The 14,141-nt window shown below is 44.2% G+C and carries 8 protein-coding genes; 6 read left to right on the forward strand and 2 right to left on the reverse strand.

The annotated features are described in order from the left end of the window. Positions 1-2: 2 nt before the first annotated feature. Positions 3-635: a response regulator gene (locus tag F551_RS0103095; RefSeq protein ID WP_018996015.1), complete on the reverse strand. Its 633-nt coding sequence runs from the start codon at positions 633-635 to the stop codon at positions 3-5. 176 nt (positions 636-811) lie between these two features. On the opposite strand from F551_RS0103095, the gene F551_RS0103100 reads away from it, so the two are divergent. Continuing rightward, positions 812-2,134 carry a DcaP family trimeric outer membrane transporter gene (locus F551_RS0103100; protein ID WP_018996016.1) on the forward strand — a complete coding sequence of 441 codons (1,323 nt, stop codon included), beginning with the start codon at positions 812-814 and terminating at the stop codon, positions 2,132-2,134. A gap of 73 nt (positions 2,135-2,207) precedes the next feature. On the opposite strand, the gene F551_RS0103105 is transcribed toward F551_RS0103100, so the two are convergent. Continuing rightward, complete coding sequence (locus F551_RS0103105) at positions 2,208-4,253, reverse strand: TonB-dependent receptor (protein ID WP_169334118.1); 2,046 nt, start codon at positions 4,251-4,253, stop codon at positions 2,208-2,210. Between the two features lie 276 nt (positions 4,254-4,529). On the opposite strand from F551_RS0103105, the gene F551_RS16155 reads away from it, so the two are divergent. The 5 genes from F551_RS16155 (at position 4,530) to F551_RS0103130 (ending at position 14,141) form a co-directional block, all read left to right on the forward strand. Further along, positions 4,530-5,756, forward strand: a complete 1,227-nt coding sequence (locus F551_RS16155; RefSeq protein WP_018996018.1) for a PepSY-associated TM helix domain-containing protein — start codon at positions 4,530-4,532, stop codon at positions 5,754-5,756. Positions 5,757-5,948: 192 nt separating this feature from the next. After that, positions 5,949-9,221, forward strand: a complete 3,273-nt coding sequence (locus tag F551_RS0103115) for a VPS10 domain-containing protein (protein WP_018996019.1) — start codon at positions 5,949-5,951, stop codon at positions 9,219-9,221. Between the two features lie 150 nt (positions 9,222-9,371). Further along, positions 9,372-10,862, forward strand: coding sequence for an SLC13 family permease (locus F551_RS0103120; RefSeq protein ID WP_018996020.1), 1,491 nt, complete (start codon positions 9,372-9,374; stop codon positions 10,860-10,862). A gap of 72 nt (positions 10,863-10,934) precedes the next feature. Then, entirely contained in the window at positions 10,935-12,329 is a 1,395-nt protein-coding gene (gene mgtE, locus F551_RS0103125) for a magnesium transporter (protein ID WP_018996021.1), read from the forward strand. A gap of 78 nt (positions 12,330-12,407) precedes the next feature. Beyond that, positions 12,408-14,141, forward strand: a complete 1,734-nt coding sequence (locus F551_RS0103130; protein WP_018996022.1) for a lysozyme — start codon at positions 12,408-12,410, stop codon at positions 14,139-14,141.

Here is a 14,141-nt window from a genome sequence, read left to right on the forward strand (position 1 = left end):
GTCTAAATCTCTAGCCCTTGTTTATAGATCAAAAGGGCTTGTGTTCTGTTGTTTGCGCCGAGTTTTCTGAAAATTGCTGTCATGTGAGCTTTCACGGTTGCAACCGAAATTCCCATTTCATATGCAATTTGTTTGTTCAGCAATCCATCTGCCAGGCTTGAGATTACCTTTTGTTGAGCTGGTGTGAGGGTTGAGATTTTTTCCGCAATTGATGAAGCGTCAGAATCCACTATGTCCTCATAGGCAGGAAACCATGTTCCACCATCCAGCGCAGTCACCAAGGCAGCAGATAGCTCTTCCAAAGAAAGGCTTTTGGGTAAATAACCCTTGGCTCCAAGGTGTTTGGCAGTTCGAAAAGCCTCAGCGTTTTCCGTCGCGGATACAACAAAAACAGGTGTATCTGGAACTTCCATTCTTATCTGCCGCAATCCGTCAAAGGATTTTAAGTCGGACATATTGAGATCAAGCAGAATCAATCCAAAAGATTGGTCCGCTATGTATTCATTTGCTTGGCTAAGCGAGGCAGCTTGAGATATGTGCGCGCCTTTAGGGAACGCTAACTGTAGTGCGGTTTCTAGTGCGTCACGGAACAATGGATGATCGTCCACAATGAGCACTTTGGGCCCATTCGTCATCTGTTTCCTCCCACTGATTTATATTTATTATCTGTAATATTCTGACTGATTTTTTAGAATGATTCAACCTTGATTAGACCTTAGTCTTAGACCCAATGGCTAATGGCGCGGTTTAAGTAGAGCGTTCAATATCTCCTCACTCCAAAAGAAAAAATTGATATGGAGGGGAGGAATAAATGACTAGGAAGATAAATCTCAAGCGGGCAATCTTAACAACGACTGCTGCAATTGCGTTGACGTATGCACCTGGAGCATTGGCTCAAGAGTCACTGGAAGACCGGATTTCAAACCTTGAACAAATGCTGTCTGAGTTGAAGGCAGAACTAAACACACAGAATAATGCAGTCGCAGATGACATAGACCGTATAGAAAAATCACTGAACAACGCACCCAAAGCTGAAAGTGCGCCAAGCATTGATGGTTTTACTGTGGGAGATACGACCTTCAAAATAGGTGGTTTCATTGATGCAGACTTCCACGCGACAAATTTCTCAGAAGGTGAAGTCGCTAGCAATTCAATTGTCCGAGATTTCCATATTCCTGGTGCCACGCCAATTGGTGGAAGTGAATCGACTGTCACAGACTTTTCTGCGCAAGCATCTCGTATCAGTTTCACAGGGCAGAGAGAGGTTGGAGACAAAAAGGTAACTGGATATCTAGAATTGGATTTCCTTGGCTCAGCTCAAGGTAATGAGTTGGTATCCAACTCATATTCTCCACGTCTTCGCCGTGCATATATTGATTATGGGAATTGGCGTGTGGGTCAGGAATGGACAACTTTCCAGAATTTGTCCGCTATTCCTGAAAGCGCGAGCTTTTTGACCCTGTCAGATGGAATGATATTCGGTCGTCAGGCGATGGTTAGATATACTAGCGGAAACTGGCAATTTGCTGTTGAAAATCCCAATACAACGACTTTGAATGTCGGCAGTCAGGATGATAATGTCTTGCCGGATGTAATCGCTCGTTACAATGCAAAAGGCGATTATGGAAATATTTCCATTGCTGCAATTCTTCGCCAACTGGCTGTGGAGCAAGGAACGGTTGAAGAAGAAGTGTTTGGTTGGGGATTGAGCGTTGCTGGTAGGCTAAAAGTCGGTGAAAAAGATGACATCCGCTTCAACCTCTCAGGTGGAGAAGGATTGGGACGTTACATTGGATTGGCGGCAAGCCGCGCAGCTGCAATTGACCCAGTAGATGGCGACATTGATGCAATTACATCCTATGGCGGTTTGGTAGCTTGGAGACATCCATTTGGAGAGACTGCAAGGTTTAACGTCGGATACTCGGGGCTATTTGTTGATAATCCTGATTATCTGGGAGCCAATGTCACAGAAAGCGTCCAGTCGGCCTATGCTGCAATTTTGTGGGATCCAATCCCGAAGGTGACACTAGGAACAGAAATTCTTCATGGAATTAGAGCACTAGAAGGAGATGGTGTTATTGATGATGAAGGGGATATGACCCGAATTACTTTTTCAACCAAGTATGCTTTTTAAGCCATAACGCTTGAAGTTTATTTAGACGTCTTAAAACCTTCGGGCAGATTGTCCGAAGGTTTTTTCAATTAAATCAATAGGTACTCGTAAGAGAGATTATAGCATTGAAACCAACTTCATTAGTTCCGGAGCCATGTACTCTGTAAGCTTGGTTGGTGATGTTTTCTAATGTGAAGTTCAGTTTGTGTTTCTCACTCAAATCATAAGAAATAAAAGCATCCCACAATGCATAGGAAGGTGTACCTCCCGCTGGGATGCGTTGTGTGTCGCTCTTGTCGCCAGAAGATAGGCGATTTGCGTGACCGACTATCCTGATGTCGCTGCCTATCTCAAGGGGTAAAGTTGTCGACCTCCAATCAAGACCTATTCTAACAAACGGTGGCATCATACGACTAAAAGGTTCGAACGTATCCGGTTGAGTTGGCAAACTAAGTTCGGCTTCCAGCCAAGAAGCACTTAAGTGAGCTCTTGTGGATGGAGTGATTGATCTAGAATAACTAACGTCGATACCTTGAACATATCCTTCAGCTAAATTCTGTTTCGAGACTTCATCTAGCCCCTCAACAATTTTTCCCGTTGGAGCTGTCTGAATATAATCTTTGATGTCTGTGTAGTACCAAGTAACGCCAGCTTGTTGAGATTGGTTAGAAAGTTTCCAGCCCCATTCTAAGGTAACAAATTGCTCTGGATCCAGATCGGGGGAGGCGACTTCAAACTCAGTACTTCTGGAGCGCCCAAATCGCGTTAAGTCCGCAATATTTGGTGCTCTAAAGCTCTCCGACAAGCTGGCCCATATGAATTGGTCTCTTTGAGGCGTCAAAGCATAGCTAGATCGAATACCAAAAGACAAATCATCCCAATTTTGATTTAGATTTGTTGGAAGGCCGGAATTGGGATCCTCAAACTGGTCTACATCCGCAGATAGGGAACTGAAGCGACCACTAAGGATCAATGAAAGTCTTTCAGTCAGATCTGATTCAAATTGAGCAAAAGCTCCAAATTGATTGTAAACTGCGTTGTCGCCAACGGGACCTTGAATGCGTTGAGTAGTGAGTTCCGAATTTGCAGGAGTGTCGAACCGCCAACTATCAATGTTATCGATGTATTGACTGATGCCAATTGAAAATTGTCCAAAATTTACAGATTTGTAGAACTTAAGATCTGTTCCCAGAGTATTAGATGTGAAGCCTTGATCAATATGTAAACCATCACTCTGTACACGCAGTTCTGTATCTTTTCTGGGCTGATATGACAGTGTTAAGGACGCAGCATCGAAAAATGAAAGAGACTGTTCATTAGATAAACGAATGTAGGACAGTGACCTTTTCTGATCTTTCAGCCTAACTATATCGGTACCAGATTGGGTGCTTTCAAATGGAATGTTGGAGAGGGTGGAATGAGTTCGCCAAACATCATCTTGAGAAAAAGATTGGTGTAGCCCCGTTAAGCTCCATCCACTGTGTAACAGATAATCAAATCGCACATCTACACTTATCTCGTCATAGCCAGTATTGGGAAGAATACCTAAATCGGCGGCTCTTACATTTCCATATGATTTACTGGTAATTCCAGCATTCATTCCCCAAGTGTTTTTGTATCCAAAATTAGAAGAAATTCGGTAAGACTTGCTGTCTTCTCCCGTTCCAAAGCGTACTGATGTCGATGGTGAAAAATAGTAATCATCGGCCTCTCGAATAGCCGACTTTGTTTGTAAATTGATGGCTCCACCAACTGCTTCAGAGCCATAAAAAACGGACGCCGGTCCACGCAACAATTCAATGTTTTCTATAGAATGTACATCAATGTGTGCGAAGTATTCGTTTGCACCATCGCGATAGGTGGAATTGTTGTAACGAATACCGTCAATCAGCGCTAATGTGCGGTTTCCAGTAAAACCTCTTATAAATGGAGAACCATGTCCATTGGCCGTTTTCTGAATTTGTACACCTGGTAGCACACGCAAAGCTTCGGGAATTGTGCGAGCTTGTTTTTGATGTAATTCGCTTCGTGTCAAAGTTTCCAATTCGAAAGGAAGTTGGACAATAGCTTTCTCAGAGGAAGCCGTAACAATGATTGTGTCCAAAGCTGGGTTTGGTTTTGTTTCCGCGTGACTTTTCATTGGCCAGCTAAAAGAACAACTTGCACCCAATAGGCTGATCAACAAGGTTTGAGAACGTTTGTCTGGTGAAGGCATGTCTAAGATAGCTAAAAGCGTTTTGTTTCAAAAAATGATAGAAAGGAAACACGTTGTTTCATTTGTATTAGAGTGACGAGATATATTTATGCAAGGATATTTAGAAAATTAGATCATATGAAAGTAGGTCTATAGTCTATTGCCAATTAAATTGTTCTGCCACATGGTGGCATATTCCGCATTGAAATTTAGTAATTGTATATGTCCCTCGCTGATAACTCTCCATCTTCCGAAAAAATAGCTACGGGTAAAATTGCTGCTAAATCGGGCAAAAGAATGTGGTGGTTTGTGCACCATTGGGTTGGACTGAAATTGTCCATATTGATGAGTTTCATTCTTCTAACCGGAACTCTTGCGGTGTTCTCAAATGAAATTGATTGGCTAGTTCATAAAGGCATGCGGGCAGAAGTAAGTGCTCAAAATGTAGAGTGGGCTGACATTGCCATATCTGTGAATAAAGCTTTTCCGGAAGCTAAAATACAATCAATTGAAGCTCCAATCTCTTCTTACTTTGCAGCTCGGGCTGTTGTTAAAACCGAAAATGGTTCAAAACGTCTCGTTTATGTTCATCCAGAAACGTCCAATGTGCAGGCAGACTATGGTTGGATGACTGTCCAGCGAACAATACGCTTTATGCATCGGCATCTATTTCTGCCTAAGGCTTGGGGAGTTCCTATTGTTTCGAGTTTGTCCATCGCGCTGTTGATTTCATTGGTGACATCATTGGTTGTTTACAAGAAGTGGTGGCGAGGCTTTTTCAAACCCATTCGTTTTTCAAAGCCGAGATTATTTTTAGGTGATTTTCATAGATTAATTGGTGTCTGGAGTTTGTGGTTTGTCACTATTATCTCAATAACCAGTCTATGGTATTTCATCGAAAGCACGGGCGGAGCAGCGCCTGATCAGATAGAGTCCGCAGGTAGTTCATCAACTAAGCTAAGCCATGCCAGTCTTGTCTCAAACTTAGAGCATGCACTCCTCGCTGCAACGACAGAACGTCCAGAACTAAAGATACGAGAAGTTTTGTTTCCAGAAGAAGGAAGTGCAGCTTTTGGATTCCGCGGACAAGAAGATGAAATATTGGTGCGTGATCGCGTCAATGCGATTTGGGTCGATGCGATCAATTTTCAAACAGTTTTAAATTTACATGCTGATGAGCTTAGTGTTCATGCAAGAATTGCTGAAGCAGCTGATCCAATTCATTTTGGAATTTGGGGAGGGTTTTGGTCACGTTTTATCTGGTTCGTATTTGGTCTTGCGTTGACGTGTTTGTCAGTCTCGGGCGTTACGATCTATGGGCTGCGGATCTCTAAGGAAGTCCAAGTCAGAGAAATAAGCAAGAGCATTGTAACTGGAACTCACATTGTTGGTTGTGTGTCCATCGTTATTATATTGATGGCAGTATTTTTGATGATCAAGTCTTTCTGATAATGAACCTATTTGAGTAAAAAAGTTTGAATAATGACCAAAATATAGTTTTTTTATATAGTTTTTGTCGATTTTTGTTCTGATCGTTGCTTGCCATTTTTGCCGTTACATTATTACTCTAAGTATAAATAAACTGAACATTCGTACGAGAATTCATTGTGTGTTTCGGACGCGCTGCGGGAGGCGGGGTATATGAAGAGAATAAGTGAAGTATTCGTCATTGGTGCTTTTGCATTGATGAGCAGCATGACTTCAGCTTGGGCAGATGAGGCAGAAGAACAAAAGCCTCTTTCAAGCCCAACATTTGATGCTTTTAAACTGAGAAATATTGGACCAGCATTCATGTCTGGTCGTATCGCAGATATTATCATTGAACCTGAGGAACCAGCGACATGGATCGTGGGCGTAGGGTCTGGTGGCGTCTGGAAAACTGAAAACGCTGGTACAACGTGGACGTCTCTGTTCGATGGGCAAGGCTCATATTCCATCGGTGCGCTGGGAGATGATCCATCTGATCCAAACAGAATTTGGGTTGGAACAGGGGAGAACCACGGTGGACGTCACAATGGGTTTGGAGATGGAATCTACAAATCTGATGATGGTGGAGCCACTTGGGAGAAAAAGGGGCTTGAAGCTTCAGAACACATTTCAAAAATTATTGTTCACCCTGAGGATTCAAATACAGTTTGGGTTGCATCTCAGGGGCCTCTCTGGTCTCCAGGTGGGGAACGTGGGGTGTTCAAGACTACCGATGGCGGTGAAACTTGGACAAATACGTTATCTTCCGGAGAATATACAGGGGCTACAGATTTAGTCATTGATCCGAGCAACCCTGATCGTCTCTACGCAGCTATGTGGCAACACCATCGTACAGTTGCCTCCTATGTAGGGGGAGGTCCTGAAAGTGGTCTTTGGAAATCTGATGATGGTGGTGAAACTTGGATTGAACTAAAGTCTGGTCTTCCTGAAGGAAATATGGGGAAAATTGGTCTAGCCATTTCACCTATGCAGCCAGATGTTTTATATGCCGCTATCGAGTTGGACTTACGTGAAGGTGGTGTTTGGAAATCTGTAAATCGCGGTGCAAGCTGGGAGAAAATGTCGGATACAGTGAGTGGCGGAACAGGTCCTCACTATTATCAAGAGCTTTATGCGAGCCCGCACCACTTTGACCGTATTTACCTTGTATCAAATGCGTCGCAGATCTCACACGATGGTGGTGCTACTTTTAGCGGTCTAAACAATGAATATAAACACGTTGATGACCATGCAATTGCATTCCACCCCGAAGACCCAGACTACATCATGTTTGGGTCAGACGGCGGGCTATATGAAAGTTATGATCATACAAAGACATGGCGTTTTATCGATAATCTACCGATAACACAGTTCTATAAGGTTGCTGTGGATGACGCAGAGCCATTCTACAATGTTTTTGGTGGTACTCAGGATAACAATTCACAAGGTGGCCCGTCTCGTACGGACAGTATTCAGGGGATTCGAAATTCTGATTGGTTTGTGACTTTGTGGGGGGATGGACATCAATCTGCAACAGAACCCGGTAATCCAGATATCATATATGCTCAGTGGCAGCAGGGTAACTTGACCCGTGTTGACCGCACGACTGGTGAATTTGTTTACATTAAGCCACAACCTCAGCCGGGTGATGCTATTGAACGCTGGAACTGGGATGCACCTATTCTCGTCAGTCAGCACCAGCCGGAGCGACTTTATTTTGCTTCACAGCGAGTATGGCGTTCTGATGATCGTGGTGACAGCTGGACAGCTATTTCCGGTGACCTAACACGTGATGAAGACCGCATGAAGCTTCCAGTTCAAGGGCGTCAATGGAGCTGGGAAGCTGGTTGGGACATATATGCGATGTCTCAATACAACACGATCACTTCACTTGGAGAGTCTCCGCTAAATGAGAACCTGATTTATGTGGGTACTGATGATGGTCTCATTCAGATCACAGAAAATGGTGGTGAAACTTGGAGCAAAGTGGAAGTTGGTCGTCTTCCTGGGGTGCCGAAAACAGCATTTGTAAATGATATTCGGGCTGATCTTTTCGATGAAGATACGGTATATATCGCGCTGGATAATCACAAATACGGTGATTATGCTCCGTATCTTTTGAAGAGTACAAATCGCGGGAAATCTTGGAAAAGTATATCAGGGAATTTAGAGGACCGTCATTTGGTGTGGCGTCTCGTGCAAGATCATGTGAATCCAAACTTACTATTTTCTGCAACGGAATTTGGACTATTTTTCACTCTTGATGGTGGAAAAAAATGGGTTGAATTTACTGGAGATGCACCAACAATTTCATTCCGCGATGTGACTATTCAACGCCGCGAAGATGATTTGGTTGCTGCCAGTTTTGGTCGCGGTTTCTTTATAGTAGATGATATTTCTCCACTAAGGTCGCTGAGCGAGCAAAGCCTTGAGCAAGAAGTAATGTTGTTCCCTGGGCGCGATGCGCTTTGGTATATTGAGCAACCGACATTGGCCTTCAATGAAGGTGGATCTCAGGGACATGGATATTACCGTGCACCAAATCCACCATTTGGAGCGAACTTCACTTACTATTTGAAGGACGATATCCTTTCGTTGAAAGAGCAACGTACTAAATCGGAAAAACCGAAAATTGAAGCAGGTGATGACACTCCATTCCCAGGATTTGGAGCGATTACAGCTGAACTTCAGGAGGTTGAACCTACAATTTGGCTCACAGTGAGAGATTCCGACGGCAACGTCGTTAGACGTTTAAAGGGGCCTGCGAAGAAAGGGTTCCACCGCGTTAATTGGGATTTGCGTTATCCTTACCAAGGTATTGCAGCGGTAAGCGAGTCTCCTGATGATGAACCGACGGGCTTCCTGGTTGCACCTGGTGAGTACACCGTTTCATTGTCTAAACGTGTTCGAGGAATTTCCGAAGAACTAGTGGCACCGCAAACTTTTGTAGTGAGGCGCATGCGCAATGGCGTTTTGGCGGATCAATCTGATGCTTCAGAGTTCTGGGCTGAAGTTTCTAAGTTCAATCGCTCTGTGACGGCCGTTGATGCTAAATTGGCAGAAGTAGAAGGCAAACTAACATTGATGGCAATCGCAACCGAGCGAGTTTCCGGCGGTGATCCAGTTGTCTTAGAAAATGGCTTGCAGAGTATTCGCAATGAAGTGAATGCTGTCGCGAGCCTTATAAATGGCAATGCAGCGCGAAATGCTGTTTATGAGAGAACTCAACCAACTGTAAGAAGCCGTTTAGGGGTAGTACTTACAGGATTAGCAAGATCAACTTATGGTCCAACGCAGACGCTTCGTGATCAGTTTGATATTGCTCAATCAGAGTTTGGTCCTATTCAAAACCGCTTAACGACGCTCGTTGATGTGACGATTCCAAACTTTGAAGCTGAACTTGCTGAAGCTGGTGCGCCTTGGGTGCCAGGTTCAAAACTTCCATAACACCCAAACCGCCGAGCTTCATAAAGGCTCGGCGGTTTTATTTTTTACCAAATTTGCATAACTAAAATGTTTCTGTTGGTCTTTGAAGTATTCTGACTATGCTACAAATTCATAGGTCGAGGGCTTTAAGAGGTTCTGGCAGAGCAGGGGATGATTTTGGTAAAAGATCAGATTGATAGCGAGACAAAATCATTTCATTCGGCGAAGTCTATAGGTCTTTGGGCGGGTGTCGGCGTAGCAGCTTTGTTGCAGTTGTTTCCTGCACCTGACGGGTTATCTTCTGAAGGTTGGGTAATTGTGTCTCTGGCCCTGTGGATGGCAATCTGGTGGATTACCGAGGCAGTACCAATTGGGGTTACATCGCTTCTACCTATCGTGATTGTTCCGTTATCTGGCGTGTTGCCAATTAAGGAAGCAGTTGTTCCCTATTCCAGTCCTATAGTTCTTCTTTTAATGGGAGGGTTTATTGCTGCAAAATCAATTGAAAAGTGGAATTTGCACACTCGTCTTGCTTTAAATATCGTGGTGCGAGTGGGCGATCACCCTAAAGCGTTGATCGCAGGTTTCTTGATGGCATCAGCGGTGCTGTCCATGTGGATTTCCAATACTGCCACGACTATTATGTTGGCTCCCATAGGTTTATCTGTTGCTAGAGCGATAACGGGGGAGGCCAAAAAAAATGACGGATTGGTTGTGGCTGTGTTGTTGGCAATAGCTTATGGAGCATCCATAGGTGGTTTGGGAACACCTGTAGGTACACCAACCAATTTAATCGTCATTGGATATCTTCAAGAATTTGCCCAATATAATATCGACTTTGCGCAATGGATGTCGATTGGTTTGCCTATGGTTGCAGTTATGTTGCCAGCAGCTTGGTTTGTACTGACCCATTGGGGTGCGAAGATTGCGTCTGACGAGCATGGCCGTGGAGGAGGTGTCGTTCAAGAGCGATTGGACGCACTGGGAAAAATGTCTACGCCCGAATTTAGAACTCTAATTACTTTTTCAGTCATAGCGATTCTTTGGATTGTTCGTCGTCCATTGAATGGATTGGAATTGTTTGGAGCCACTCCGTTTCAATATTTGACCGATCACATAATCGCAATTGGGGGTGCGATTTTGATGTTTGTCGTGCCAGCCGGGAAAAGTACTGAAAAAGGGACAAAGCTATTGGATTGGGACAACGCTAAACAAATCCCATGGGAAGTCGTTTTATTGTTTGGTGGAGGGTTGAGCCTTGCTTTGGGGATTTCAGAGTCTGGTTTGGCATTATGGTTGGCGACTAAAATGGGAGGATTAACTTCCGCTCCAACTTTGATACTCATTCTGGTGTTAGTATCAGTTGTCATTTTCTCAACAGAGATCGTAAGCAATGTTGCAACGGCGACGGCTACGTTGCCAATATTAGGCGCTATGGCTGGCAATTCTGGGATGGAATTGACGACATTGGCTGTGCCAGTCGCGATGGCGGCGAGTTGCGCGTTTATGTTGCCGATGGCAACCGGACCAAATGCAATCGTATTTGGAACTGGTCGAGTTTCAATGTCTCGCATGGCAAGTATTGGGTTGAAACTAAACATTTTGGGCGTTGGTCTTATTACAACAGTTTTATACTGGTTGATGCCTATTGTGTTTTCCTAAGCTTAAACACTCTCGCATTGTTTTCTAATTTGGTTTAAGCACGACCTAGGAATCAGTCTGCAGGGCCTCAGCATGACTCAAAATTCAAAACATTTAAAAGATGATATAGACGAACGTCCTGGCGATACGGCTGGTGTGGATGCAGAAACTGTCGGACATTTTGTCGAGCTTGTTGAGGTTGGTGCTCGTGATGGATTGATTGTCGCGATGGAAGATCTGCACCCAGCTGACATGGCGGATGTGTTTGAACAAATGCCGCCGCATGTGTTTAAACAAGCTGTAAAACTGCTGCGGGATCAATTACCTGCAGACATGATCGCAGAATTGTCCGAAGATCTTCGCGCTGGCGTACTAGATGAATTGTCAGACCAAATTGTCGCTGATGTACTTGAAGATCTGGATTCCGATGACGCTGTTTTACTGGCAGCTGACCTTGAAGATGACCGTCAGGAACGAGTCTTTGAACAGATCAATGCGTCTGATCGCGCGGCGATTGAGACATCCCTAAATTTTGATGAGGAAACAGCTGGTCGATTGATGCAGCGCGACTTTGTCGCTGCTCCAGAGTTTTGGACCGTTGGTCAAGCAATTGATCATATGCGTTCCGCGGAAGACTTACCGGAACCATTTTTTGAAGTTTATTTGGTGGACCCTGCCTTCAGATTAACAGGAGTGGTGCCTTTATCCGTTCTCATTCGCGCTTCTAGAACGACACCTTTGAAAGAGTTGGGTGTTGAGCTGTCTGCAGCGGTGAAACCGGAAATGGATCAAGAGGAAGTCGCTTATCTTTTCCAACAATACAATCTTGCCTCTGCACCTGTGGTAGATGAAGGCGGTAGGCTTACAGGTATGATCACCGTGGATGACATGGTGGATGTTATTCAAGAAGAGAATAAAGAAGATTTATTGGCTCTTTCGGGTGTGAATGATGGTGGGTCCTATCAAACAGTTTGGGATGCAGTTTTATCACGAGCGCCTTGGTTAGGTGTAAATCTATTTACTGCGTTTTTGGCTTCAGGAGCGATCTCCTTTTTTGAAGATACACTTTCACAAATCATAGCGTTGGCTGTCTTAATGCCTGTTGTTGCTGCACTTGGGGGGAATGCTGGGTCACAAGCTCTCGCAGTAACTGTGCGAGCCATCGCTGAACGCGATATGATGGGGGCAAGAGCAGGGCAAGCTGTAAGACGTGAATTGTTCACTGCTGTATTGAATGGGATAATTTTTTCAATCGGCGTTGGATTAATTGCATTGATTTGGTTCAACGATCCGCGATTGGCTGGTGTCATAAGTATAGCGATGTTCTGTACTTTTATCTGGGCAGGACTTGCGGGCGTTCTCGTGCCACTCACTTTGCAAAAACTTGGAGCCGACCCGGCAGTGGCATCTTCAGTCTTTGTGTTAACAAGTGTTGATATTGTTGGATTTTGCGCGTTCTTAGGGTTGGCGACAATCGTGTTGCTTTAATCTTGCCGCAAAACAGGCATCCTTATTGCATAAACTTGGCTAGATTATAGGATTTTTTGTAACCTTCGGGCCAAGCGTATGACCATTTCACTTCGTATTTCTCGTTCAGGACTTGCTCTTATCAAGAGTTTTGAAGGTTTTCGAGAGCGTGCAACACGTCTTCCAGATGGTCGTTGGGTTGTTGGTTATGGGCATGTAAAATCTGCGCGTGAAGGTGTGAGGGTTTCTCAAGAAGATGCAGAAGCCTTACTCATTTATGATTTGAAGCCTATCGAACAGGGGCTAGATGACCTTGTTTTTTCTCCTCTGAATCAAAACCAACACGACGCAATAGTTTCTTTTGTTTCAAACATTTCACTTGGACTGTTTCAGGAGAGTGAAGTTCTTCGCAGATTAAATGTTGGTGATCATTTGGGTGCTGCCCAAGCTATGGATGTTTGGCGCAAGGCCCGCATCAATGGCCAAGTATATGTCGTGGATGCCCTTGTGCGTAGGCGTGCTATTGAGAAATCACTATTTCTAGAGCACCCAGATGGCCGTGCAACCGCTGCAACGCCACTAGTTGCACCGCAGTTGGATACAGAGCTTCAGCTAGTTTCATTTAAAGAAACCACAAAAACGCAGAATTCTGATGTTGAAAGCATGACGAGTGCTATTGAAGAATTGTTGGCGAACGGATCACCGATTCCCGAAACGGCACAACCTGTTGAGGACATTAAGGATATCTTGTCTTCTAGTGAAACTGTAGAGTTCGACGAGAAGGCTTCAGAAGACAATGAAGTCGAAAACAAAGTCACCAACACAGACGTATTTGACGTAGCTGATTTGGATGAAAAAGAAATTGTTTTTATCGGTGATAAAGATGACGAAGTTTTTCAAGCCATCGGTGCAGAAGTTGATGATGCGCTAAAGCAGGCGGAGCAAGATGTTAACCCTGTAGCTGAAACAACTGAAGAAAACAGCGCCCGCCAAGACGACGCCGTTGAATTTTCTGAGCGTGAAGTCAATGCGTTTGACGCAATGGCGCTTGCCGTTGGTAAGGTCGAACGATTGGTTGCCAATGACGACGCACCCAAGAAAGAAACGAATACTGTTTCAGACAAAGACGCCGAATTGGTTGCAGTCATTGCCGACCTCAAAGCTGATGAAAAAACTCAAGATTTAGATTTGAAGTACAATCAAGAAACTCCTGAAGAAATTATCCAAGAGTTACTTGCTGAAAATCTTCAGGATGAAGCCACAGAAACAGAAAATGATGTAAAACCTGCTTCAGCGACACCTGGAAAAGCTGCGAGTGCAGTTGCTGAGAGATTGCAGAATATTTTCGAACCAGAAGTGCTGAGCCTTTCAGAGGAATTGAAAGAAAGTGCTCCTGACATTTCCGATGAAAATGATGAAGTCTCATCAAGAGACGCATGGAATTTGTCAGAAGAATTAAAAGATGACGACATCAATGACGAGGTTTCAAAGCCTGAAGTCAAAGAAGGATATGGATACGCTACTGAGACTATCCAGAGTGATGCAAAGTATATTGATGATTTAGAAGAAGCATCGATCAATTTACCAGAATTGAATGAAGCTCAAGATATCGAAGGGGGGCAGGCAGGGCGCAGACTTTGGCTTAGCGCATTGATTGCATCGCTTGCGATAATAGTCTTTGGTATAGTTGATTTTTACAATAAAGCGCGTCCCGGGCATGCTATGAATCAAAGTACGATAGCTTTTGGTCCATTGATGATCGCTATCGGCGGTGTAGTCTTTCTCATGGCGGCATATTTCTTAATTTCCCGCAGAAAGCCTGCGCAAGACTAA

The sequence above is a fragment of the Hirschia maritima DSM 19733 genome (assembly GCF_000378345.1).
Taxonomy (GTDB): Bacteria; Pseudomonadota; Alphaproteobacteria; order Caulobacterales; family Hyphomonadaceae; genus Hirschia; species Hirschia maritima.

What these genes read in the sequence shown, in the direction of transcription:
- F551_RS0103100 (WP_018996016.1), top strand. Translation starts at nt 812, where the DNA reads ATGACTAGGAAGATAAATCTCAAGCGGGCAATCTTAACAACGACTGCT.
- F551_RS0103105 (WP_169334118.1), bottom strand. Translation starts at nt 4,253, where the DNA reads ATGAAAAGTCACGCGGAAACAAAACCAAACCCAGCTTTGGACACAATC.
- F551_RS16155 (WP_018996018.1), top strand. Translation starts at nt 4,530, where the DNA reads ATGTCCCTCGCTGATAACTCTCCATCTTCCGAAAAAATAGCTACGGGT.
- F551_RS0103120 (WP_018996020.1), top strand. Translation starts at nt 9,372, where the DNA reads ATGATTTTGGTAAAAGATCAGATTGATAGCGAGACAAAATCATTTCAT.
- mgtE (WP_018996021.1), top strand. Translation starts at nt 10,935, where the DNA reads ATGACTCAAAATTCAAAACATTTAAAAGATGATATAGACGAACGTCCT.
- F551_RS0103095 (WP_018996015.1), bottom strand. Translation starts at nt 635, where the DNA reads ATGACGAATGGGCCCAAAGTGCTCATTGTGGACGATCATCCATTGTTC.
- F551_RS0103130 (WP_018996022.1), top strand. Translation starts at nt 12,408, where the DNA reads ATGACCATTTCACTTCGTATTTCTCGTTCAGGACTTGCTCTTATCAAG.
- F551_RS0103115 (WP_018996019.1), top strand. Translation starts at nt 5,949, where the DNA reads ATGAAGAGAATAAGTGAAGTATTCGTCATTGGTGCTTTTGCATTGATG.